General features: G+C 71.6%; 17 protein-coding genes and 1 riboswitch. Of the genes, 6 read left to right on the top strand and 11 right to left on the bottom strand.

Annotated features, from left to right (window positions below; all coding sequences use genetic code 11):
• Window positions 1–3 precede the first annotated feature (3 nt).
• Window positions 4–2,427, top strand: a complete 2,424-nt coding sequence (locus tag ACSQ4M_RS32135; RefSeq protein WP_436193413.1) for a TonB-dependent siderophore receptor — start codon at window positions 4–6, stop codon at window positions 2,425–2,427.
• Window positions 2,428–2,433: 6 nt separating this feature from the next.
• Here ACSQ4M_RS32135 and mntP read toward each other — a convergent pair whose 3' ends face one another.
• The 4 genes from mntP to ACSQ4M_RS32115 form a co-directional block, all read right to left on the bottom strand.
• Window positions 2,434–3,003, bottom strand: coding sequence for a manganese efflux pump MntP (gene mntP / locus ACSQ4M_RS32130; protein WP_436193412.1), 570 nt, complete (start codon window positions 3,001–3,003; stop codon window positions 2,434–2,436).
• 17 nt (window positions 3,004–3,020) lie between these two features.
• Window positions 3,021–3,183: riboswitch (yybP-ykoY riboswitch) on the bottom strand.
• A gap of 61 nt (window positions 3,184–3,244) precedes the next feature.
• Window positions 3,245–4,483, bottom strand: a complete 1,239-nt coding sequence (locus ACSQ4M_RS32125) for an FAD-dependent monooxygenase (RefSeq protein WP_436193411.1) — start codon at window positions 4,481–4,483, stop codon at window positions 3,245–3,247.
• A 77-nt stretch (window positions 4,484–4,560) separates the two neighbouring features.
• Window positions 4,561–5,502, bottom strand: a complete 942-nt coding sequence (locus ACSQ4M_RS32120; RefSeq protein ID WP_436193410.1) for a LysR family transcriptional regulator — start codon at window positions 5,500–5,502, stop codon at window positions 4,561–4,563.
• Between the two features lie 53 nt (window positions 5,503–5,555).
• A complete protein-coding gene (locus ACSQ4M_RS32115) occupies window positions 5,556–6,536 on the bottom strand; it encodes a Bug family tripartite tricarboxylate transporter substrate binding protein (protein WP_436193409.1) in 981 nt (326 codons plus the stop codon).
• Between the two features lie 250 nt (window positions 6,537–6,786).
• Here ACSQ4M_RS32115 and ACSQ4M_RS32110 point away from each other — a divergent pair, with 250 nt between their 5' ends.
• The gene (locus tag ACSQ4M_RS32110; protein WP_436193408.1) at window positions 6,787–7,839 is read left to right on the top strand and encodes a carbon-nitrogen hydrolase family protein; all 1,053 of its coding nucleotides are present in this window, start codon (window positions 6,787–6,789) and stop codon (window positions 7,837–7,839) included.
• Here ACSQ4M_RS32110 and ACSQ4M_RS32105 read toward each other — a convergent pair.
• The 7 genes from ACSQ4M_RS32105 to ACSQ4M_RS32075 are packed head-to-tail and all read right to left on the bottom strand — an operon-like array spanning window position 7,826 to window position 13,010.
• The gene (locus ACSQ4M_RS32105; RefSeq protein WP_436193407.1) at window positions 7,826–8,638 is read right to left on the bottom strand and encodes a LytR/AlgR family response regulator transcription factor; all 813 of its coding nucleotides are present in this window, start codon (window positions 8,636–8,638) and stop codon (window positions 7,826–7,828) included. The genes ACSQ4M_RS32110 and ACSQ4M_RS32105 overlap by 14 nt on opposite strands.
• Entirely contained in the window at window positions 8,635–9,153 is a 519-nt protein-coding gene (locus tag ACSQ4M_RS32100) for a TlpA family protein disulfide reductase (protein WP_436193406.1), read from the bottom strand. The genes ACSQ4M_RS32105 and ACSQ4M_RS32100 overlap by 4 nt, the downstream gene beginning before the upstream one ends.
• A 14-nt stretch (window positions 9,154–9,167) precedes the next feature.
• The gene (locus tag ACSQ4M_RS32095; protein ID WP_436193405.1) at window positions 9,168–10,298 is read right to left on the bottom strand and encodes a sensor histidine kinase; all 1,131 of its coding nucleotides are present in this window, start codon (window positions 10,296–10,298) and stop codon (window positions 9,168–9,170) included.
• Complete coding sequence (locus ACSQ4M_RS32090; protein ID WP_436193404.1) at window positions 10,295–11,365, bottom strand: alpha/beta hydrolase family protein; 1,071 nt, start codon at window positions 11,363–11,365, stop codon at window positions 10,295–10,297. The genes ACSQ4M_RS32095 and ACSQ4M_RS32090 overlap by 4 nt, the downstream gene beginning before the upstream one ends.
• Window positions 11,366–11,375: 10 nt before the next feature.
• The gene (locus ACSQ4M_RS32085; RefSeq protein ID WP_436194101.1) at window positions 11,376–12,050 is read right to left on the bottom strand and encodes a glutathione S-transferase; all 675 of its coding nucleotides are present in this window, start codon (window positions 12,048–12,050) and stop codon (window positions 11,376–11,378) included.
• A gap of 18 nt (window positions 12,051–12,068) precedes the next feature.
• On the bottom strand, window positions 12,069–12,362 hold the full coding sequence (locus tag ACSQ4M_RS32080; protein ID WP_436193403.1) for a 2TM domain-containing protein: 294 nt from the start codon (window positions 12,360–12,362) through the stop codon (window positions 12,069–12,071).
• A 24-nt stretch (window positions 12,363–12,386) separates the two neighbouring features.
• Window positions 12,387–13,010 carry a DUF6622 family protein gene (locus ACSQ4M_RS32075; RefSeq protein WP_436193402.1) on the bottom strand — a complete coding sequence of 208 codons (624 nt, stop codon included), beginning with the start codon at window positions 13,008–13,010 and terminating at the stop codon, window positions 12,387–12,389.
• A 127-nt stretch (window positions 13,011–13,137) separates the two neighbouring features.
• On the opposite strand from ACSQ4M_RS32075, the gene ACSQ4M_RS32070 reads away from it, so the two are divergent.
• Genes ACSQ4M_RS32070 through ACSQ4M_RS32055 form a run of 4 tightly spaced genes read left to right on the top strand, consistent with a single transcriptional unit; the run spans window position 13,138 to window position 22,538 of the window.
• Entirely contained in the window at window positions 13,138–14,754 is a 1,617-nt protein-coding gene (locus ACSQ4M_RS32070) for an efflux RND transporter periplasmic adaptor subunit (protein WP_436193401.1), read from the top strand.
• 4 nt (window positions 14,755–14,758) lie between these two features.
• Window positions 14,759–17,875 (top strand): efflux RND transporter permease subunit, encoded by a 3,117-nt coding sequence (locus ACSQ4M_RS32065; RefSeq protein ID WP_436193400.1) that lies wholly within the window; start codon window positions 14,759–14,761, stop codon window positions 17,873–17,875.
• Window positions 17,872–21,123, top strand: coding sequence for an efflux RND transporter permease subunit (locus ACSQ4M_RS32060; RefSeq protein ID WP_436193399.1), 3,252 nt, complete (start codon window positions 17,872–17,874; stop codon window positions 21,121–21,123). Before ACSQ4M_RS32065 ends, ACSQ4M_RS32060 begins: the two co-directional genes overlap by 4 nt.
• Window positions 21,123–22,538 carry an efflux transporter outer membrane subunit gene (locus ACSQ4M_RS32055; protein WP_436193398.1) on the top strand — a complete coding sequence of 472 codons (1,416 nt, stop codon included), beginning with the start codon at window positions 21,123–21,125 and terminating at the stop codon, window positions 22,536–22,538. Before ACSQ4M_RS32060 ends, ACSQ4M_RS32055 begins: the two co-directional genes overlap by 1 nt.
• Window positions 22,539–22,543 lie beyond the last annotated feature (5 nt).

Raw genomic sequence — 22,543 nt, 5'->3', positions numbered from 1 at the left:
TCCGTGCCACCGTTCCACCGTTCCGTGTTCCCTGCGGCCCGTCGCCTGCCGCTGTGGCTGGCGCTGCGGCGCCGTGCCCCGCTTGCCGCCGCTGCGGCGCTGCTCGCGCTCGGTGCGCAGGCCCAGACCGTGGCGCTGGATCTGCCGGCCGGCCCGCTGGAGCAGTCGCTCAACGTGCTGGCGCAGCAGGCCGGCGTGCAGGTCATGTTCGCGAGCGGCCTGGCCCAGGGCCGCAGCGCGGGCGCACTGCGCGGCAGCCTCACGCCGCGCGAGGCGCTCGACCGCCTGCTGGCCGGCAGCGGCCTGGCCGTGCGCACGGCCGATGGCGGCAAGACCTTCGTGGTGGAACGCGGCGGCACTGCGTCCACCGCACCTGCCGCCCCGGTGCCGGGCACCGGTGGCGCGCTGCCGGCCGTGCAGGTCGTGGCCGGTGCCGAGCGCAGCGCCACGACCGAGGGCAGCCGCGACTACACCGCCCGCGCTGTGACCATCGGCCTGGGCGAACACGCGCTGCGGGAGACGCCCAACTCCGTCAGCGTGCTCACGCGCCAGCGCATCGAGGACCAGAACTTCTTCAGCATCGAAGAGGCCATGCAGTACACGACGGCGCTCAAGGTCACCACCTACGGCACCAACAACTTCAACCTCGAATCGCGCGGCTACAACATCGACCGCTACCAGATCGACGGCGTGTCCTCGTCCGCGCGCGTCTACGAGAACAACTTCAGCCTGGCCATGTTCGACCGCGTCGAGGTCTGGCGTGGCCCCGCCGGCCTGCTGCAGGGCGCGGGCGACCCGGGCGGCACCGTCAACATGGTGCGCAAGCGCGCGCAGGACCAGTTCGGCTTCAACGCCAAGACCAGCGTCGGCTCCTGGGACCACTACTACGCCGATGCCGACGTGACCGGCCCGCTCAACGCCGACGGCAGCCTGCGCGGGCGCCTGGTGGTCGCCTGGCAGAACCGGCACTACTTCACCGACTACGCCAGGACGCGCCAGCCCATGGTCTACGGCACGCTGGAATACGACTTCGATGCCGACACCACGCTGTCGCTCGGCCACAGCCAGCAGCGCACGACCAACCGGCCCTTCTTCGGCCTGGCCGCCTATGCGGCCGGCGGCTACCCCGACGTCTCGCGCTCCACTTACATCGGCGCGCTGTGGAACCACCAGGAGCAGAACTCCAAACGCAGCTTCGCCGAGCTCGAGCACCGGCTGGCCGGCGGCGGCAAGCTCACGCTGTCGGCCAACCACGTCGCGCGCGACAACGCCGGCGAGATCGCCTGGGGCAACAGCAACGTGGACCCGGTCACCGGCGACATGCTGGTCGTGCCGTACTTCTCGACGACGCGCGAGCGCGAGGTCAACCTGCAGGGCCAGCTGAGCCTGCCGTTCCAGCGGCAGGGCCTCAGGCAGGAGATCGTGCTGGGCGCCAACCGCCAGGTGTTTCGCAACACCGCGGCCTACAACTCCAGCACCTGGGGCCAGAACGGCTTCGTGCAGAACGTGTTCGCGCCCGATCCCGATGTGGCCAAGCCCGACGTCGCCATCGACGCGCCCTACAGCCGCATCCGGCAGATCCAGAACGGCCTGTTCGGCCAGGCACGCATCAAGCCGGTCGCGCCGCTCACGCTGGTGGCCGGTGCACGAGTCGCCTGGTTCGAGTACCAGAACCTGCTGGACCGCGCGACCGACCGCAGCGAGAACGCCAAGCTCGTGCCCTATGCCGGCGTGGTCTACGACCTGGGGCCCGAGTGGTCCGTCTACGGCAGCTACAGCAGCATCTTCAGCCCGCAGTCCGAGACCGACCGCGGCGGTGGCTTCCTCCAGCCACGCCAGGGCCACCAGTTCGAGGTCGGCGTCAAGGGCGAGCACTTCGACAAGCGCGTGAGCAGCAGCCTGGGGCTCTACCGCATCGAGGACAGCAACCGCGCGATGGCCGACCCGGACCCGGATTTCCCCGACGCGTCCGTCGCCGCCGGCAAGGTGCGCAGCCAGGGCCTGGAGGCCGAGCTCACGGGCCGCATCACGCCACAGTGGAATCTCACGGCTGGCTACGGCTACAACAGCACGCGGCAGCTCAGCGCCGCGCCTGCCCAGCAGGGCCAGCCGTTCACCACCGTGTTCCCGCGCCACCTCTTCTCGCTGTGGAGCGACCACCGCTTCGCCAACGGCCTGAGCCTGGCGGCGGGCGTGCGCGTGCGCAGCGGCATCTACTCGGAAGACAGCGGCGTGCGCTGGAAGGCCGGCGGCGTGGCCGTGTTCTCCGCCCAGGCCGGCTACCAGATCACGCCGCAGCTGCGCGCGACGCTGACGCTGCACAACCTGCTCGACCGCAAGTACATCGACCGCCCCGACGGCTGGACGCGCCAGAGCTACTACGGCGAGCCGCGCAGCGTGATGGCCTCGCTGAGCTACCGGTACTGATGCCGGTCAGAGCACCGTCAGGTGCTCGAACAGGATCACCGTGCCGATTCCGATCAGCAGCACGCCACCGACCGCCTCGGCCCAGCGCCCGGCAACCTGGCCCAGCACGCGGCCAACCATCACGCCGAGGGTTACCATGGCGAAGGTCGCCAGGCCGATGGCGGCGGCCACCGGCACGATGTTCACGTCCAGGAAGGCCAGCCCGACGCCGACGGCCATGGCGTCGATGCTGGTGGCAAAGCCGGTCACGGCCAGCAGCCAGAAGCCGTGGCTGGTCGGCTTCTCCTGGGCATGCGCATCGGGCTTGCGCAACGCCCCGACCAGCATGCGCAGGCCCAGGACGCCCAGCAGCACGAAGGCGATCCAGTGGTCCCAGGCCTTGGCATAGCCCGACGCGGCGTAGCCCAGGCCCCAGCCGACGATGGGGGTGATGGCCTCGATGACGCCGAAGATCGCGCCGGTGCGCAGGGCTTCGGACCAACGCGGTTTCTGCAGGGCCGTGCCCTTGCCGACGGCCGCGGCGAAGGCATCGGTCGACATGGCCATGGCCAGCAGGGCGGTGGAAGCGAGATTCATGGGGGACCCGTTGTGCGGCCGGGCGAGAGCGCAAGGGCAGCGCCCCGCTGCCCGACCTGCGTCGCGGGGCCTGCCCATGGTCTCGCCTACCGTGCAAGGGTTGCCTGCGCCACGGCATGCAAGATGCCGAGTGTGTTGACGCAGGCGCTTCCAAAAGGCTGGAAGCCGGCTACTCCCCAAGGGAGGGGCAAGTATAGGCAGGCGCGAATAGCCCGGCGCTGGGAGAACGTTGCATTCGCCTTCAGCGACCGGATGGCTGCGGCCCGTAGAGCCAGGGCATGTCCAGCAAGCGCTCGCCGAGCAGACGCAGCGAGAGGTTACGGCCCCAGCGCACGGGCCCGGTGGCGTGGAAGATGCGGCCGTTGCGCAGCGCGCGGGCCTGCACGCGCGCGTTGCGTTGCCAGCGCTCCAATGCGTAGCGGGCCAGCAGCGTGGGAACCGCGATGCCGGCCGTATCGGCCTGGCGCAGCGCGCGGCCCAGGGCCTCGGCATCCTCGATGGCCATGCCGGCGCCCTGGGCGAGGTAGGGGCGCATGGGGTGGGCGGCATCGCCCAGCAGGGCCACCCGACCGCTTGCCTGCTGCGTGGCCGCGTGCAGCGGCGGGCGGTCGGCCAGCACCCAGAGCCGCCAGGCAGGCACGGCGCGCACGAGGTCCTGCAGCGGCGCGCAGCAACTGGCCATGGCGGCCTGCAGGTCGGCCGCGTTGGTGGCGTGGTCCCAGTCGGCCAGCGCATCGGGCGTGGCGCCGCGTGCGCCGCCGGGCGGCAGCCCGTGCACGAAGGCGACCACGTTGAGCGCCTCGCCGCCGCGCACCGGGTAGCTGACCAGGTGCAGGCGCGGGCCCAGCCAGGCCGTGACCTCGGCGCTGCGCAGCGCAGCGGGCAGCACCGCCTGCGGCAGCAATGCGCGGTACGCCAGGTGGCCGGTCAGGCGTGGCGGGCCGTCGCCCAGCAGTTGCGTGCGCACGCTGCTCCACAGGCCGTCGGCGCCGAGCAGCGCGTCGCCTGCGACCGGCTCCGCAGCACGGCCATCGCCATGGTGGGTCTGCATTCGCACCTGGTGCCCGTCGTCATCGAAGCCCTGTACCCGTCGGTCGAGCGCCAGCGCGATGTCGTCGCGCTGCTGCACGGCTCCGTGCAGCAGCGCCAGCAGGTCGGCGCGGTGGATGGTGGCGTAGGGCGCGCCGTAGCGTATGGGCATGGCGGCCAGATCCAGCGTGGCCAACTGCCGGCCGCTTGCCGCATCGCGCACGCGCAGCCGCGCAGGGAATGCGGCCACCGCCTGCAGCGCCCCATCGAGGCCCCAGGCCTGCAGCACCCGCACCACGTTGGGTCCCAGCTGCACGCCGGCGCCCACCTCGCTGAAGGCGGCGGCGCGCTCGAACACGCGCACCTGCCAGCCCTGGCGGGCACAGGCCAGTGCGGCGGCCAGACCGCCGATGCCGCCGCCGGCGACAAGAAGCTGATGGGGATGTGCCATGGGACAGCGATTGTGCCCAGCGGTACCGCTTGCAGCGCCTTGCAAAGGCCACCGGCGTGGCCGCCTGGTCGCCCACGCTAGCCGCGCGGCGCGGTGTCCGGTGGCCCGTTGAGCCATGGCTGCTGTGCGGCAAACAGCTGCTGCAGGTAGCCCATGACGGCGCGGATGCGGCCCGAGTACTGCAGGTCGTGGTGTACGCTGAGCCACAGCGTGCGCGTGACCTTGGCCTCGGCCGCCAGCACCGGCACCAGGCCGGTCTCCTGCACCACCGAGAACTTGGGCAGCAGCACCAGGCCCAGGCCGGAAGCAGCGGCGCTCATCTGGGCCAGCATGCTGTTCGATTGCAGGCGCATGCGCGGGCGCTGCACCAGCTCGTCGAGCCAGCGCACCGCGTCGAGCTGCACCAGGTCGTCCACGTAGCCAACGAATACGTGCTGGGCCAGATCGGCCAGGCTGGCCGGTACGCCATGCGCTGCCAGGTACTGCGGTGCGGCATACAGGTACAGCGCGAAGCCGCCGGCCGGCGCGCACGCCAGGCCCTGGCCTTGCGGCTCGAAGAAGCTCACGAAGATGTCGGCCTCGCGGCGGTTGACGTTGACCACCGTGGCCGAGGTCACCAGCTCGATCTGCAGTCCGCCATGCTGCGCCAGCAACGGGGCCAGATGCCGCGCCACGAACGTGGTGCCGATGCCTTCCATCATGGCGATGCGCACCTTGCCCGCGGGCGCACGTTCACCGCCACCGAGCTTCTCCTGCAACCCGAGCGCGGCGACCTCCATCGCCTCGGCGTGCGTGGTCAGCAGGTGTGCCAGCTCGGTCGGCCTGAGCCCGTCGCGCCGCCGTTCGAACAGCGGCCCGCCCAGGCACAGTTCCAGCTGGCCCAGGCGCCGGCTCACCGTGGAGTGGTCGACGCGTTGCTGCCGCGCGGCCTGCGACAGGCTGCCGCTGCGCTGGATCTGCAGGAACAAGCGCAGGTCGTCCCAGTCCAGGTCGGCCAGCGGCACCTTCTTGGTGGTCATGCCGTCATTGTGCGTGGCACCGGCGTGGTCCGCGCCAACCGCTCACCGGTGCATCAATCGAGCTTGATGTCCAGCCGCTTCACGAGCGCGCCGTAGACCTGGCGCTCGTCGGTCTGCAGCTTGCGCAGGCCGTCGCCCGAGGTCGGTTCGGGCTGCGCACCTTGCAGGCGCACCACTTCGAGAAAACTCCTGTCCTGCATGGCCTGGTGCACGGCGGCCGTCAGCTTTTCCACCGTCGCTGCGGGCGTGCCGGCCGGCGCGTAGAGGGCCTGCCACAGGCCCATGGACAGGTCGACACCCAGCTCCTTGAGCGTCGGCGACTGCGGCAGCAGCTCCAGCCGGGCCGGCGTGGCGCTGGCCAGGATGCGCACGCGCCCGTCCCTCGACGCGGCATCGGCCGCGCCGGCCGGCACGAACATCATGTCCACCTGGTTCGCAAGCACCGCCTGCACCGCCGGTGCCTGGCCCGAGAACGGCACGTGCAACAGATCGAGACCGAGCGCGGCGGACAAACGCTCCATCGCCAGGTGCACGATGCTGCCGACGCCCCAGCTGGCGTAGCTCAGCGCGCCGGGGCGGGACTTGGCCAGCCGCACGAGATCGTCCATGGTGCGCACCTGCGCCAGCGACTGGCCGACCATCAGCACGATCGGAATGCTGGTGACCAGGCTGACCGGGCGCAGGTCTGCGTCCGGGTCATACGGCAGCTTGCGGTAGATGAACTGGATGATGGACTGCGTGTCCACGATGCCCATCAGCAGTGTGTTGCCGTCGGGCTTGGCCCGCGCGACGTAGCCGGCGCCGATGCTGCCGCCGGCGCCCGGCCGGTTCTCGACGATGACGGACTGGTGCAGCAGGTCGCCCAGGGGCTTGGCCATGGCGCGGGCCAGCACGTCGTTCACGCCGCCGGCGTTGAAGGGCGACACGATGCGCAGCGGTGCGCTGGCGTGTGCGCGCACCCAGGGTGCCGAGGCCAGGCCCGCGAGCGTGGCGGCCAGGGCGGTCTTGAGGGCGGTTCTTCTGTGGATCGTCATGGTGGATCGCTTTGGAGAGTTCGGATTTCCGACCGATGGCCGGCGCGAGGTTTTGCGCCTGGTGGCGGCAGCATCGGCACCCCATTTGGTGCATGACGGCCAGCCGGTGCGGCGACACCGGCAACCACGCAGAAAGCGTGCGAACGGCCGCCCGGGAAATTGCACAGGAGCTTGCGCATTTGCCGGTGGCCGATGGCGTGGCTGCCACCTATCGTGGCGCGTCCATTGCAACCACCGAACGGTCCACACCATGAGTTCATTGCCCCGCGTCCGCGTGGCCGCGGTCCACGCCGCACCCGTCCTGCTCGACAAGACCGCCACCACGGAGAAGGCTGTCGATCTCATCGAAGAGGCGGCGCGGCATGGCGCGCACGTGATCGCCTTTCCCGAGACCTACATCCCCGCGTTCCCGGTGTGGGCTGCGCTGTGGGCACCGATCCACAACCACGACCTGTTCGAGACCATGGTCGAGAACAGCGTGGCCGTGCCCGGGCCGGAAGTGGCCCGCATCGCCGCGGCCGCGCGGCGTCTCGGTGTCTGCGTGTCGCTCGGCATCAGCGAACGCAGCACGGTCAGTGCGGGCTGCATCTGGAACAGCAACCTGCTGATCGGTGAGGACGGCACGCTGCTGAACCACCACCGCAAGCTGGTGCCGACCTTCTACGAGAAGCTGGTCTGGGCCAGCGGCGACGGCCAGGGGCTTCGTGTCGCGGACACGCGCTTCGGCCGCATCGGCGGACTGATCTGCGGCGAGAACACCAACCCGCTGGCGCGCTTCGCGCTGATGGCCCAGGGCGAGCAGATCCATGTGTCGAGCTGGCCGCCGATGTGGCCCACGCGCCAGCCGGCCGAAGGTGGCAACTTCGACAATGTGGCAGCCAACCGCATCCGTGCAGCCGCCCATGCTTTCGAGGCCAAGGCCTTCGGCATCGTCTGCGCCAGCTTCATGGACCAGGCCATGCGCGACTTCCTGGTGGACCGCGATCCGAAGGTCGCCGAGATCGTGGACCAGACGCCACGCGGTGTCTCGATGTTCGTCGATCCCACCGGGGCGGCGGTGGGCGACATGCTGCAGGCCCATGAGGGCATCGCCTACGCCGACTTCGACTTGAACCGCTGCATCGAGCCCAAGCAGTTCCACGACGTGGTGGGCTACTACAACCGCTTCGACGTATTTTCGCTGGGCGTGGAACGGCGCCGGCACGAGCCCGTGGCCTGGAGCGGCGCGGAGCAGCCCGCCTTTGCACGCCTGCTGGACGACGAGCAGCCGCCCGCGACGCCCAACGGCGCTACATGGCCTTGAAGAGGTGGGTGTAGAGCCGGCTCACGGCGATGCGCTCGCCGGGCCGGCCGCGCAGGCGCAGATGCAACCGGCCGGCCTCGTCGCGCTGGACCTGCTCGATGGCGTCGGCCCGCACCACTACCGCGCGGTGCACCTGCCAGAAGCGTTGCGCGTCCAGCTGCGGCAACAGCTGCTTGAGCGGCGTGCGGATCAGGTGCTCCTCGCCGGCCGTCAGCACCCGCACGTACTTGTCGGCGGCCTCGAAGTACAGCACCTCGTCGATGGGCACCATGCGCACGTTGGCGCCACCGGCATCGCCCGCGGCGATGAAACGCAGCGGCGCGGCCGGCGCGCCGGTGCCGGCAGCGCCCAGCAGGCGGCGCCACTGCGCGAACTGCTGCTCCAGCGCCTGGGCTGATGCCGGTTCGGGCCTGGCCAAGGCCTGCTGCAGGCGTGCCACGGTGCGGCGCAGCCGCTCGGGCTGCACGGGCTTGAGCACGTAATCGAAGGCTTGGGCCTCGAAAGCGCGCACTGCGTACTCGTCGTAGGCGGTCACGAACACCAGCTGCGGCAGCGGCGCCGCGTCCTCGGGCCAGCGCTCGGCCAGCTCGGCCGCCGCGGCCAGGCCGTCCTGGCCTGGCATGCGGATGTCCAGGAACAGCACCTGGGGCCTGTGCAGCAGCGCTGCTTCCACGGCGCTGCGGCCGTCGCCGGCCATGGCGACGATCTGCAGCTGCGGCCAGGCGGCGGCCAGCTCGGCGCGCAGCGCCTGCGCCAGCAGCGGCTCGTCTTCGGCGATCAGGGCGGTCGGGCTGGTCACAGGAAGCGCGAGATGTCCGCCACGTCCTCGGGAAACAGCTGGCCGGCCTCGGCCATCAGAACCCTGCCGTCGCGGCCCAGCACCACGGTCACGGGCAGGCCCGGCGGCCGGGGAAGCGCGCGTTCCACCTCTGGCGAGACCCAGGCGCTCGGGAACGCGTAGCCTTTCTGGCGCAGGTAAGCGGTGGCCGGGGCGGCGGTCTTGTCGATGGACAAGCCCAGGAAGGCCAGGCCGCGCGCCGACTGCGTGCGCCAGAGCTGGTCCATGTGCGGCGACTGCAGTGCGCAGAACGGGCACCAGCTGGCCCACCAGTACAGCACCAGCAGCTTGCCCTCGGCCTGGGCCGGCGCGAAGCGGCTGCCGTCCAGCAGCGTCAGCGCGGGCACGGACAGGCGGCTGCCGGGCGCGGGCAGCGCGCCCCTGGGCTGCTGCGCACGCAGTGTGGGCGCGCCGAACGCCAGGGCCAGCGCCCCGGCCTGGGCCAGCGCGCGGCGGCGGGAATGGGCTTGCTGCATCGTGGAGTCTCCGGTCAGGAAGAGGGCCCCTGCGGGGGCGGTGCCGTGGCTGCCATTGTGCGCAGGCCGGCGCCGCTCTGCAGCGGCATGCGGAGCAGGGCCTCGGTGCCGCCGCCGGGCGCGCGCTGCAGCACCACGCTGGCCCGTTCGCCGTGCAGGGCCCGCAGGCGCTCGCGCACCTGGGTCACGCCGAAGCCGCCCGCGCCCGTGGCTGGCGCGCCGTCCGTGGGCAGGCCCACGCCCGTGTCCTGCACCTGCAGCGCCAGCTGCACGCCCTCGGCACCGGCTTCCTGCCAGGCGCGCACGTTGATGGTGCCGCCCTCGACCTGGGGCTCCAGCCCGTGGCGGATGGCGTTCTCCACGAGCGGCTGCAGCAGCAGCGGCGGCACCGGCACGGCGCGCAGCGCATCGGGCAGCTCCAGCTGGTAGCGCAGGCGCGGGCCCATGCGCACGGCCATGAGTTCCAGGTAGTCGGCCAGGCGCTCGAACTCCTGCGCCAGCGGGTGCAGCGTGGCGCGCGAGCCGCCCAGCGTGGCGCGCAGGTAGCTGTTGAGCCGGTCCAGCATGGCCACGGCGCGCGGCGGGTCCAGCGTGATCAGCACGCGCAGGTTGGCCAGGGTGTTGAACAGCATGTGCGGCTCCAGCTGCGTTTCCAGCAGCTTGAGCCTGGCCTCGGTGGCGTCACGCTCGGCAGCGGCGATGGCGGCCGCCAGAGCCGCCGCCTTGCCGCGCGTGTGGAAGTAGAACGAGCCGATGGCACCCGCCGCCACCGTGATGTACAGGCCGATCATGCTGTCGCGCGCATCGGCCGTGCGGCTGGGGTCGGCCGGGCCGATCAGCTTGTAGGCCAGCCAGTCGCCCGCGTAGAAGCCGACCAGGATGCCCGCCACTGTCAGCAGCAGGCCGCGCCAGCCCTGGGGCCAGCCGTGCCCGCCCTCGGCGTCGCCGTGGCAGTGGCGACGCGGCACGGCGTAGCGGCCGAACTCCATCGTGCCCCAGCAGATGGTGCCGATGCACAGCGAGTAGGCCAGCTGCGACAGGTAGCTGCGGTTGGGCCACATCAGCGTGGTCAGCACCGCCACCACGCAGCACAGCGCCAGCACGTGCAGGTAGTGGCGCAGGGCGTTGCGCAGGATGGGGTTCATGGGGTCCGGGTCGGTGCGGTGCCCGGATTCTTGACGAAGAAGGCCGTGATGGCGTCGTAGACCTGGGCCAGCGTGCTGCGGTCGAAGCCGGGCGGGTCGTTCAAGAGCCGACCCAGCGCGCCGGACAGGCCCGGCACTGCCGGCGACAGGATAGCGCCGTGGCCGCCCTGTGCCATGTCGGCCAGCAGCGTGCAGCGTTCGGCGCAGGCGGCGCGCACGGCGTCGCTGTGCCAGCGCGGCGCCAGCCAGGCATCCCGCCCGGCGCGCACCAGGCCGAGCGGCACGCGCGGCGTGGCCAGCGAGGCCATGTCGAACGGGGCGGCCATCGGCACGGCGGACACCACGGCGGCGATGCGCGGCTCGCTCCAGCTGCGCCATGCCGTGTCGCCGCCGAGCTTGGCGCGGATCACGCGTTGGGCGATGCCGATCTTCGCGCTGTCCAGCACGCCGCCCGTCAACTCGGTGGACAGGCCGACGCAGGCCGCGAAGTCCTGTTCGATGTGGGCATCGCAGTGCTGCGCCAGCAGCGCGGGCGACCAACGGCCCCCGGCCAGCGCCAGCGCGGTGAGCCCGCCGGCCGACATGCCGTAGGCGCCCACGCGCTGCAGATCCAGCTGCAGCGGAGCCAGCCGGCCGCCCGGTGCGGCCAGCGCGGCCACGGCATCGATGGCGCGGGACACCTCCTGCGGCCGGCGCGCCCAGCTCACCGGGCCGACGTCGCTGGTGTCTTCGAAGTTGTCGCCCTGGTGCAGTGGCATGGCGACCGTGAAGCCGGCCGCCACCAGCGCGCTGGCCATGTCGAACTGCGGCCACACCGAACCGCCCGAGCCATGCGACAGCACCACCAGTCGGCCGTTGCCGCGCGCGGGTAGCGCATCCACCGCTGCCTGCAGCGTGAACGGCCCGCGCTGTAGCGCGGCCGGTGCGTCCTGCGTGGGGTAGAGCAGCGTGATGGGCCCCTGGGTGGCCGTGGCGGGCAGCGTGGCCAGGCCGGTTGCCGCCAGCGCGGCTGGCCCCGTGGCGATGGCGGCGGCGGCCAGCAGGATGCGCATTGCACGCGGTGCCACGGGGCGGCCCTCAGTCGGCCAGCGCATACGGCCCACCACGCTGCAGCGCACGCCGGAACGCCGGCCGCGCATGGATGCGTTCCAGCCACCCCATGAGGTTCGGGCGGCTGGCATCCAGCCCGGCGCGCTGCCGCGCGGCCTCGACCGGAAAGCTCAGCTGGATGTCGGCCGCCGTGAAGGCATCGCCGACGAACCAGTCGCACCCGGCCAGTTCGCCTTCGAGGAAATCCAGGTGCCGCTGCAGGTTGGGCGCGATCAGCGCGGCCTTGGTCTTGGCCGCGATGCTGCGTGCGATCGGCCTGGCGAAGAAGGGCATCTTGGCCTTCTCGATGCGGTCGAACACCAGCTTGAGCAGCAGCGGCGGCATGGCCGAGCCCTCGGCATAGTGCATCCAGTAGCGAAAGCGCACGGCCTCGGGCGTGCCCGGCGGCGGTGCCAGGCGGCCCTGGCCATGGCGCTCCACCAGCGTCTCCAGGATGGCTCCGGACTCGGCCAGCACCAGCCCGTCGTCGGTGGTCACCACGGGCGACTTGCCCAGCGGGTGCACGCGGCGCAGTTCGGGCGGGGCCAGCAGGGTGGCCGGGTCGCGCTGGTACTGCACGATCTCGTAAGGCAGTTCCAGTTCCTCCAGCAGCCACAGCACGCGCTGCGAGCGGGAGTTGTCGAGGTGGTGGACGGTGATCATGGCCTGCATGGTGCCCGATCAGCGCGGCGTGCCACCGTCCAGCCGCTGGCGTTCGCGCGCCACCATGCGGTCCATGAGCGCGTTGCCCGGTGCCAGCAGCCAGACCGCCAGGCCGTGGAACAGGAGGCCCAGGCCCCAGCCCAGCAGCGGGAACAGCGCCCAGTGCCGGCCACCGGCCAGCGACAGCGCGACCAGCACGGCGTTGACGACCAGGTAGACCGTGGCGTGGGCGAACCAGCCCAGCTTGGCCTTGGCGCGGCGGCGGGCGGTCCAGTCGAGCTGGGTTTCGCCGGGGATGGGGTGACGGGACATGGTGTGCTCCTTGAAGAAAAGGGGTCAGGCGGTGACGGCGGCGCCGTGCTGGCGCAGGGCCAATTGCCACAGCCGCAGCGCGCGGCCGGCGAAGATGCCGCTGAACAGGCCGTACAGCGTGCTGACGCCGGTGGCGAAGCCGCCCTGGTGGGCCAGTTCCGGGTGCATGGCCAGCAGCACGCCCACGGCGTACTTGGTGGCGAAGATGCCCATCATGAGCGCCAGCGGCACCCAGCTGCCGGGCTGGAAGAAGCGGCGGCTGGCCGGCTCGTAGCGCACGGCCGGGTGCAGCGGCAGCCGGGCCACGAGGGCCAGCGCCGCGGCTGCGGCCAGGCCCCAGCCGGCCAGCGCCAGCCAGCCGGCATCCGAGCGGCCGAACGCACCCGTCACGCCGTAGATGGCCAGGGCGACCATGGCCACCGGCATGGCGGTGGCGCGGATGAGGTGGGTGCTGCCGTCCCGCAGCTGCTTGCCGCCCATCCAGGCGAGCAGCGCGAACAGCGCGAACACCCAGGCGGGCGTGTGGGTCAGGATCTGGATCAGCATGGCGGGCTCCGTGGTGTGTGGTGTGCTGCGTTGGCGCGACTGTGCGCTGGCGCTGCGCCGCTTCCCAGCGCCATGCGACGGGCTGCAGCACGGCGCCGCCAACTGCAGTGCAGCGCGACGAACGGGCTGGCCCGGCCGCTTTACCTGCCGTTGACAGTTGCAAGCACATGCCGGCTACGATCGCCGGCTCCAATCGCACAAACCTCGTGCCTGCCCCCGATTTCGCGCCATGGACTACCCCACGCCCGGCCCTGTTTTGCCCTCCCGTTCCCTGGAGCCGCCGCCTGCGCGGCCGCCCTCGCACGGGCGCCGCTGGCTCGGGGCGCTGGTCACCGTGCTGGTGCTGGGTGGGCTGGTCGGTGGCAGCTACTACCTCGTCAAGCGGCCGGCCGAGACGCCCGCCGGCTTCGGCATGGGGCCCCGCCCCGGTGGTCCCGGCGGCCCGCCGGGCGGCCCCGGCAGCTTCGGCATGGTCACGGTCGGCCATGCCGCCGTGGCGCGCGCGCAGATCCCGATCACGCTGGACGCGCTGGGCACCGTCACGCCCACCGCCACGGTCACGCTCAAGCCCCAGGTCGGTGGCGTGCTGACCGAGGTGCTGTTCACCGAAGGCCAGACCGTACGCAAGGGCCAGCTGCTGGCCCGCATCGATCCGCGCCCCTACGAGCAGGCGCTGATGCAGGCGCGCGGCACGCGCATGCGCGACGAGGCGCAGCTGCAGGCCGCCCGCGTCACGCTGACACGCTACCGCACGCTGCTGGGCCAGGACTCCATCGCCCGGCAGGACGTGGACACCCAGGCCGCGCTGGTGCAGCAGCTCGAGGGCACGGTCACGAGCGACAAGGCGGCCGAGGCCGCGGCGGCCGTCAACCTGGAGTTCACGCGCATCACGGCACCGCTCACGGGCCGCATCGGCCTGCGCACCGTGGACCCCGGCAACACGGTGGCGGCAAGCGCGAGCACGGGCATCGCCGTGATCACGCAGATGAACCCCATCGACGTGCAGTTCGCCGTGCCGCAGGACCGCATTCCCGAGGTGCAGGAGCAGGTGCGCGGCAACAGCAAGCCGACCGTGGCCGCGCTGGACCGCACGCGCAGCGCGGTGCTGGACACCGGCAGCTTCTCCACGCTGGACAACGTGGTCGACACCACCACGGGCACGGTCAAGGCCAAGGCCCGCTTCGCCAACGGCGACGGCAAGCTGTTTCCCAACCAGTTCGTCAACGTGCGCATGACGCTGCGCACGCTGGACGCGCTGGTGGTGCCCGTGACGGCCGTGCGCACCGGGCCGCAGGGCCCTTACGTCTATGTGATCGCCGACGACCGCAGCGTCAGCATGCGCCGTGTGAAACGCGGCGAGGCGACAGTGGACGTGGTGGCCGTGACCGAGGGCCTGCAGGCCGGCGAACTCGTCGTGACCGAGGGTGGCGACCGCTTGAGCGAAGGCGCGCGCGTGCGGCTGCAGGGCGAGGTGCCGCCGGCCGGCCCGCGCGCTGGTGGCGGGCGCCGCAACGGCCAGGGCGCGGCGGCGCCTGCGGCCGGCGCCTCCACGCCCGCCAACGCCCCGGCCGCCGCGCCCGCGCCGCTGCCGGCGCGCCCGGGCGCCTCCGGCCCGCAGCCACCGGCTGCCACGGCGCCCGCACCCAGCGGCCAGCCGCCAGCGGCCCAGCCCGAGTCCACCGGCCTGCCGACGGCCGAACAGCGCCAGCGCATGCTCGAGTCGGTCAAGGACGACCCCGAAAAGCTGGCCCAGCGCAAGCAGTTCCTCGAAGCGCTGGACCGCGGCGACCCGCAGGCGCTGGCGCGCTGGCAGAACCTGCAGCAGCGGCGCCGGCCGGGTTCCTGAGGTCATGAGCCCGTCCAGACCCTTCATCGAGCGCCCGGTGGCCACCGGGCTGCTGATGCTGGCCATCGTGCTGGCCGGCCTGGTCGGCCTGCGCTTCCTGCCGCTGGCCGCGCTGCCGCAGGTCGACTACCCGACCATCCAGGTGCAGACGCTGTACCCGGGCGCCAGCCCCGAGGTCATGAGCCGCACCGTCAGCGCGCCGCTGGAGCGCCAGTTCGGCCAGATGCCGGGCCTGAACCGCATGGCCTCGACCAGCGCGGCCGGCGTGTCCATCGTCACGCTGCAGTTCGACCTGGACCAGACGCTGGACGTGGCCGAGCAGCAGGTGCAGGCCGCCATCAACGCCGGCAACTCGCTGCTACCGGCCGACCTGCCGGCGCCGCCGGTCTACGCCAAGGTCAACCCGGCCGACGCGCCCATCCTGACGCTGGCCGTCAGCGCGGACAGCATGCCGCTGACCGAGGTGCAGAACCTGGTCAACACGCGCATGGCGCAGAAGATCAGCCAGGTAGCCGGCGTGGGCCTGGTCACGCTGTCGGGCGGACAGCGGCCCGCCGTGCGCATCCAGGCCGACACCAATGCGCTGGCCTCGGTGGGCCTGGGCATCGACACACTGCGCACGGTGATCGCCGCGGCCAACGCCAACAGCGCCAAGGGCAGCTTCGACGGGCCGGCGCGCGCGTACAGCATCAACAGCAACGACCAGCTGCTGGCCGCGGTCGACTACCAGAACCTCATCGTGGCCTGGAAGAACGGCGCGCCCGTGCGCATGCGCGACGTGGCGCGCGTGGTGGACGGGGCCGAGAACGCGCAGCTGGGGGCGTGGGCGGCGCTGAAGGAGGGCAGCGGAGCTGACCTGCGCCCGGCCGTGATCCTGAATGTCCAGAGGCAACCGGGTGCCAATGTCATTGCCACCGTGGACGCCATCAAGCAGCAGCTGCCCGAATTGCAGGCCGCACTGCCCGCCGCGTTGCGCGTGGAGGTGCTGTCCGACCGCACCACCGGCATCCGCGCCTCGGTCGAGCATGTGCAGCTGGAGCTGGTGCTGGCGGTGCTGCTCGTGGTGCTGGTGATCTTCTGCTTCCTGCACAACCTGCGCGCCACCGTGATCGCCAGCATCGCCGTGCCGATCTCGCTGGTCGGCACCTGCGGGCTCATGTATCTGCTGGGCTATTCGCTCAACAACCTCTCGCTGATGGCGCTGACCATCGCCACGGGCTTCGTGGTGGACGACGCGATCGTCATGATCGAGAACATCGCGCGCTACCTGGAGGAGGGCGAGAAGCCCTTCGTCGCGGCGCTCAAGGGCGCCACGCAGATCGGCTTCACCATCATCTCGCTGACGGTGTCGCTGATCGCGGTGTTGATCCCGCTGCTGTTCATGGAGGACGTGGTGGGCCGGCTGTTCCGCGAGTTCGCGGTCACGCTGGCCATCACCATCCTGATCTCGGCCGTGGTCTCGCTGACGCTGGTGCCCATGATGTCGGCGCGCTGGCTGAAACCCGAGGCGCAAACGCCCAGCCGCTTCGGCCACGCCGTGCAGCGCTTCTTCGACCGGGTGGTCCGTCGCTACGACCGCGGCCTGGCCTGGGTGCTGCGCCACCAGCCGCTGACCCTGCTGGTGGCCCTGGCCACGCTGGTGCTCACGGTGCTGCTGTACATCGCGATCCCCAAGGGCCTGTTCCCCACGCAGGACACGGGCCAGCTCAAGGTGCGCGTGGAGGCCGCGCAGGACGTTTCGTACGCACGCATGGCCGAGTTGCAGCAGGCGGCCGCCATGGCCATCCTGGCCGACCCGCAGGTGCGCAGCCTGTCGGCCGTGGTCGGTGTGGATGGCGCCAGCAACACCGCGCTCAACACCGGGAACATGCTCGTGAACCTGCGCGCGGACCGTGGCAACCAGCAGGAGACCATGGACAGGCTGCGCCAGCGCGTGCGCGAGGCCGTGGCCGGCGTCACGCTGTACCTGCAGCCCACGCAGGACCTGACCATCGACGCCGAGGCCGGGCCGACCGAGTTCCGCCTCTCGCTGGAAGGCGTGGACACCGCACTCGTGAACGAATGGGCGCGCAAGCTGGTGGAGCGCCTGCACGGCGCCGACCTGGCCGACCGCGTGCGCAACGCCACCACCGACGCTGGCGCCCAGGGCCTGGCGGCCTATGTGGACATCGACCGCGGCACGGCCGCGCGGTTGTCCGTCACCGCCAGCGCGGTGGACGACGCGCTCTACAGCGCCTTCGGCCAGCGCATCGTCTCCACCATCTTCACCGAGACCAACCAGTACCGCGTGATCCTGGAGGCGCAGCGCGAGGGGCTCGATTCGGTGCAGGGCCTCGGAAATCTGCAGCTGAAGACCGGCAGCGGCGGCACCACGCCGCTGTCGTCCTTCGCCACGGTACGAGAGCAGCTGGCGCCGCTGCAGGTCACGCGCGTGGCGCAGTACCCGGCCGCCACCGTGGGCTTCGACACCGCGCCCGGCGCGGCACTGGGCAAATCGGTGCAGGCCATCCGCGCGGCAGCAAGCGAGATCGGCCTGCCGCCCAGCATTTCCATGAAGTTCCTGGGCGCGGCCGGCGCCTACGAGAAATCGCTGACCAGCCAGCTCTGGCTGATCCTCGCGGCCGTGGTCTGCGTCTACATCGTGCTGGGCGTGCTGTACGAGAGCTACGTGCACCCGCTCACCATCCTCTCGACGCTGCCCTCCGCGGGCGTGGGCGCGCTGCTGATGCTGATGCTGAGCGGCCAGGACCTGGGCGTGATCGGCATCATCGGCATCATCCTCTTGATCGGCATCGTCAAGAAGAACGCGATCATGATGATCGACTTCGCCATCGACGCCGAACGCCAGCAGGGCAAGACGCCGCAGGAGGCCATCCACCAGGCCGCGCTGCTGCGCTTTCGGCCCATCCTCATGACCACGCTGGCCGCGCTGTTCGCTGCGCTGCCACTGATGTTCGGCTGGGGCGAGGGCGCCGAACTGCGCCGGCCGCTGGGCCTGGCGATTTTCGGTGGCCTGGTGCTGTCGCAGATCCTCACGCTGTTCACCACGCCGGTGATCTACCTGGCGTTCGACCGCCTGGGCCAGCGGTTCGCGCGGCACCGCGACGAGGCGCCCGCATGAACCTGTCGCGGCCCTTCGTCGAGCGGCCCATCGCCACCGTGCTGCTGACCATCGGCGTGGCGCTGGCCGGCATCCTGGCCTTCTTCGTGCTGCCGGTCTCGCCGCTACCGCGCGTGGACTTCCCGGTGATCTCGGTCTCCGCCAACCTGGCGGGGGCCAGCCCCTCGACCATGGCCTCCAGCGTGGCCACGCCGCTGGAGCGCCGGCTGGGCGTGATCCCGGGCGTCAACGAGCTGACCTCCACGAGTTCCACGGGCTCCACGCGCGTGACGCTGCAGTTCGACCTGAACCGCAACATCGACGCCGCCGCGCGCGAGGTGCAGGCCGCCATCAACGCCGCGCGCGCCGACCTGCCCAGCACGCTGCGCAGCAACCCGACCTACCGCAAGGCCAACCCCACGGCCTCGCCGGTCATCATCCTCGCGCTGACCTCGGAGACGCGCACGCCGGGCCAGATCTACGACGCGGTGTCCAACATCGTGAGCCAGCGCCTGGCGCAGGTCGAGGGCGTGGGCGATGTGGAGATCGGCGGCGGCTCGCTGCCGGCCGTGCGCGTGGAGCTCGACCCCTACCCGCTGAACCAGCTGGGCATCAGCACGGAGGACGTGCGCGCCGCGATCCAGGCCAACAACGCCAACCGGCCCAAGGGCGCGATCGAGGGTGAGGGCCGGCGCCTGCAGGTCTACACGCCCGCGCCTGGCCTGCGCGCGGCCGACTACCGCGATCTCGTGATCGCCTGGCGCAACGGCGCGCCGGTGAAGCTGTCGGACGTGGCGAACGTGGCCGACAGCGTGGAGAACACGCGCACCGTGGGCCTGTTCAACGGCAAGCCGGCCGTGATCGTGCTGGTCACGCAGGAGCCCGGCGCCAACATCATCGAGACCGTGGACAGCGTGCGCCGCCTGCTGCCCGAACTGCGCGCCCAGTTGCCGCAGGACATCGCCGTGCAGGTTTCCTCGGACCGCACCAACTCCATCCGCGGCTCGCTGCACGAGGTGGAGTTCACGCTGATGCTGTCGGTGGTGCTGGTGGTGTGCGTGGTCGGCGTGTTCCTGCGCCGCGCGCGCGCCACCGTCATCCCGGCCGTGGCCACCGTGGTCTCGCTGCTGGGCACCTTCGGCGTGATGTGGCTGCTGGGCTTCTCGCTCAACAACCTCAGCCTGATGGCGCTGACGGTGGCCACCGGCTTCGTGGTGGACGACGCCATCGTGGTGCTGGAGAACACGCAGCGCCACATCGAGGAGGGCATGGACCGCATGGCCGCGGCACTGAAGGGCGCGCGCGAGGTCGGCTTCACGGTGCTGTCGATCAGCCTGTCGCTGGTGGCGGTGTTCATTCCGCTGCTGTTCATGGGCGGGCAGGTCGGGCGGCTGTTCCAGGAGTTCGCGGTCACGCTGTCGGCCGCGGTGCTGATCTCGCTCGTGATCTCGCTGACCACCACGCCCATGCTGTGCGCCATGCTGCTGCGCAGCGAAGCCTGGTACCGCCAGCGCCCGCCCGGCCGCATCAGCGGCCCCTTCCTGCGCGGCACCGAGCGGCTGTGGGCCTGGAGCCTGCGCGTCTACGCCCACAGCCTGGACTGGGCGCTGGCCAGCAAGGGCCTGGTCATGCTCTCGCTGGCCGTGGTGGTGGGCCTGAACGTCTGGCTGTTCATGCACGTCCCCAAGGGCTTCTACCCGCAGCAGGACAACGGGCAGCTCAATGCCGGCATCCGCGCCGACCAGAGCATCTCGTCGGTGGCGCTGCAGGCCAAGCTCAAGCAGGCGGTGGACATCATCCGCGCCGACGCGGCGGTGGACACCGTGATCGCCTTCAGCGGCGGCGCGCGCGCGGGCGGCGGCTTCATGTTCGTGAACCTGAAGCCCCTGGGCAATGGCCGCAGCGAGAAGACCCAGGCCGTGATCGACCGGCTGCGCCCGCAGCTGAACCAGCTGACCGGGCTGCGCGTGTTCCTGGGCCCGGTGCAGGACCTGCGCATGGGCGGGCGCAGCAGCAACTCGACCTACCAGTACACGCTCAAGAGCGATTCGCTGGCCGACCTGCGCAACTGGTCGAAGAAACTGTCCGACCGCATGGCCGAGCTGGAGCAGCTGACCGACGTGGACGGCGAATCCTCCGACAACGGCATGGAGACCTTCGTCTCGGTCGACCGCGACGCCGCGGCGCGCCTGGGCGTCAGCACGGCGGCCGTCAACGCCGCGCTGTACAACGCCTTCGGCCAGCGCTCCGTGGCCACCATCTACAACGACCTGAACCAGTACTCGGTGATCATGGAGTGGGCGCCGCGCTTCCAGCAGGCGCCGCTGGTGCTCAAGGACCTGTACGTGCCGTCCACGGTCAGCACCAGCGTCGATCCCACGACCGGGCAGACGAGCACGAGCACGGTGCAGTCGAACGCCAACAGCAGCACGGGCACCTCGACCGTGACCTCGGCCAATCCCGCGTCGCGCAACTCCTCGGCCGGCCAGGCCCTGGCCACCAGCACCACCACCATGGTGCCGCTCGCAAGCTTCGTGCGCGTGGGCGAGCGGGCCGTGCCCAGCGCCATCAGCCACGACGACACCGAGCTGTCCAGCACCATCTCGTTCGCGCTGGCCGACGGCGTGACGCTGGCACAGGCGCAGCAGCTGGTCAGGCAGGCCGAGAACGACATCGCCATGCCGGTCAATGTGCGCGGCAGCTTTGCCGGTACGGCCCGCGCAGCACAGGACACGGGCGGGCAGCAGACGCTGCTGATCGTCGCGGCCATCGTCGTCATCTACATCGTGCTGGGCGTGCTGTACGAGAGCCTGATCCACCCGATCACGGTGCTCAGCACGCTGCCCTCGGCCGGCGTCGGCGCGGTGCTGGGGCTGCTGCTGTTCCGCATGGAGATGACCATCATCGCGTTGATCGGGCTGTTCCTCTTGATCGGCATCGTCAAGAAGAACGCCATCATGATCATCGACTTCGCGCTGGAGGCGCAGCGCGCGCGCGGCCTGTCGGCGCTGGACGCCGTGCGCGAGGCCTGCCTGCTGCGCTTCCGTCCCATCCTCATGACCACGCTGGCCGCGGCGCTGGGCGCCTTGCCGCTCGCGCTGGGCTTCGGCCAGGGCGCCGAGTTGCGTCAGCCGCTGGGCGTGACCATCGTCGGCGGGCTGATCGCGAGCCAGCTGCTGACCCTGTTGACCGTGCCCGTGGTCTACGTGCTGCTGGACAAGCTGCGCCGCCCGGCCGCCAACGACCGCCTGCTCGCCCGGACCCCATGATGGCCATGCTGCCCCGCCGCTCCCTTCTCCTCGCGCTGCCCGCCGTGCTGGCCGGCTGCGCCGTCGGCCCGCGTTACGCGCGGCCCGACACCGGTTTCGCCGCCGCCTTCAAGGAAGCCCCGGCCGCCGACGGCTGGGTGCCGGCACAGCCCGGCGACGCGCTGGACCGCGGCGACTGGTGGACGCGCTTCGGCGATGCGCAGCTCGACGCGCTGGCCGCGCGCGTGCAGGTCTCCAACCAGAACATCGCCGCGGCCGTGGCCAACTACGCCCAGGCCCAGGCCCTGGTGCGCGAGCAGCAGGCGGCGCTGCTGCCCACGGTGTCGCTGGAGGGCAGCGCGCGGCGCAGCGGGCCGGTGCGCGGCGGTGGCGCGTCCAGCCGCTCCTACGCGGCCAGCGTGGCGGCCGACTGGTCGCCCGATCTCTGGGGCCGGCTCGGCGAGGCCGTGAACAGCGCCCAGGCCAATGCCCAGGCCAGCGCGGCCGACCTGGCCTCGGCGCGGCTCTCGTCCATCGGCGCGCTGGCCGCCAACTACCTGGCGCTGCGCGAGGCCGACGCGGAGACCGTGCTGCTGGACGAGACCATCGCCGGCTACGAGCGCGCGCTCGCGATCACGCGCAACCGCTACGACGCGGGCATCGCGGCCCAGACCGATGTGCTGCAGGCCCAGACCCAGCTGCTGGGTGCGCAGGCCGAGCGCGTGGCGCTGCGGCGCTCGCGCGCGACCTACGAGCACGCCATCGCCGTGCTGGTGGGCGTGACGCCGTCGGAGTTCGCCCTGGCGCCCGCGGCCTGGCGCCCCGTGGTACCGGCCGTGCCCACGGGGCTGCCCTCGCTGCTGCTGCAGCGCCGGCCCGACATCGCGGGCGCCGAGCGCGCGGTGGCGCGGGCCAACGCGCAGATCGGCATCGCGCGCGCGGCCTACTACCCCAGCATCGGCCTGTCGGCCAGCCTGGGCGGCAGCGCCAGCCGGGTGGGCGATCTGTTCAGAGCATCGAGCCTGCTGTGGGCGCTGGGCGTGTCGGTGGCGCAGACCGTGTTCGACGGCGGTGCGCGCGATGCCGCCACCGATGCGGCACGGGCCGCCCATGCCGCCAGCGTGGCGAGCTACCGCCAGACCGTGCTCTCGGCCTTCCAGGACGTGGAGGACCAGTTGAGCGCCACGGCCGCGCTGGCCGAGCAGGAAGGCCTGCGCCGCGACGCCTCCCAGGCGGCCGACCGCACCGAGCAGCAGATGCTGAACCGCTACCGTGCCGGCCAGGTCGGCTACAGCGAGGTGGTCAGCGCCCAGGCCTCGGCGCTCAGCGCGCGGCGCACGCTGGCCCAGGTGCAGCTGGCCAGGCAGACGGCGGCCGTGGCGCTGATCCAGGCCCTGGGCGGCGGCTGGGAGGCGGACTGGCTGCGCCAGCCCTGAATCGC

This window comes from Pseudorhodoferax sp. LjRoot39 (genome assembly GCF_964253035.1).
Taxonomy (GTDB): Bacteria; Pseudomonadota; Gammaproteobacteria; order Burkholderiales; family Burkholderiaceae_C; genus Pseudorhodoferax.
This window is presented reverse-complemented; position numbering and strand designations above follow the sequence as displayed.

Coding starts and splice junctions, on each gene's coding strand:
- mntP (WP_436193412.1), bottom strand. CDS start 3,003: ATGAATCTCGCTTCCACCGCCCTGCTGGCCATGGCCATGTCGACCGAT.
- ACSQ4M_RS32125 (WP_436193411.1), bottom strand. CDS start 4,483: ATGGCACATCCCCATCAGCTTCTTGTCGCCGGCGGCGGCATCGGCGGT.
- ACSQ4M_RS32120 (WP_436193410.1), bottom strand. CDS start 5,502: ATGACCACCAAGAAGGTGCCGCTGGCCGACCTGGACTGGGACGACCTG.
- ACSQ4M_RS32115 (WP_436193409.1), bottom strand. CDS start 6,536: ATGACGATCCACAGAAGAACCGCCCTCAAGACCGCCCTGGCCGCCACG.
- ACSQ4M_RS32110 (WP_436193408.1), top strand. CDS start 6,787: ATGAGTTCATTGCCCCGCGTCCGCGTGGCCGCGGTCCACGCCGCACCC.
- ACSQ4M_RS32100 (WP_436193406.1), bottom strand. CDS start 9,153: ATGCAGCAAGCCCATTCCCGCCGCCGCGCGCTGGCCCAGGCCGGGGCG.
- ACSQ4M_RS32095 (WP_436193405.1), bottom strand. CDS start 10,298: ATGAACCCCATCCTGCGCAACGCCCTGCGCCACTACCTGCACGTGCTG.
- ACSQ4M_RS32085 (WP_436194101.1), bottom strand. CDS start 12,050: ATGATCACCGTCCACCACCTCGACAACTCCCGCTCGCAGCGCGTGCTG.
- ACSQ4M_RS32080 (WP_436193403.1), bottom strand. CDS start 12,362: ATGTCCCGTCACCCCATCCCCGGCGAAACCCAGCTCGACTGGACCGCC.
- ACSQ4M_RS32070 (WP_436193401.1), top strand. CDS start 13,138: ATGGACTACCCCACGCCCGGCCCTGTTTTGCCCTCCCGTTCCCTGGAG.
- ACSQ4M_RS32065 (WP_436193400.1), top strand. CDS start 14,759: ATGAGCCCGTCCAGACCCTTCATCGAGCGCCCGGTGGCCACCGGGCTG.
- ACSQ4M_RS32060 (WP_436193399.1), top strand. CDS start 17,872: ATGAACCTGTCGCGGCCCTTCGTCGAGCGGCCCATCGCCACCGTGCTG.
- ACSQ4M_RS32055 (WP_436193398.1), top strand. CDS start 21,123: ATGGCCATGCTGCCCCGCCGCTCCCTTCTCCTCGCGCTGCCCGCCGTG.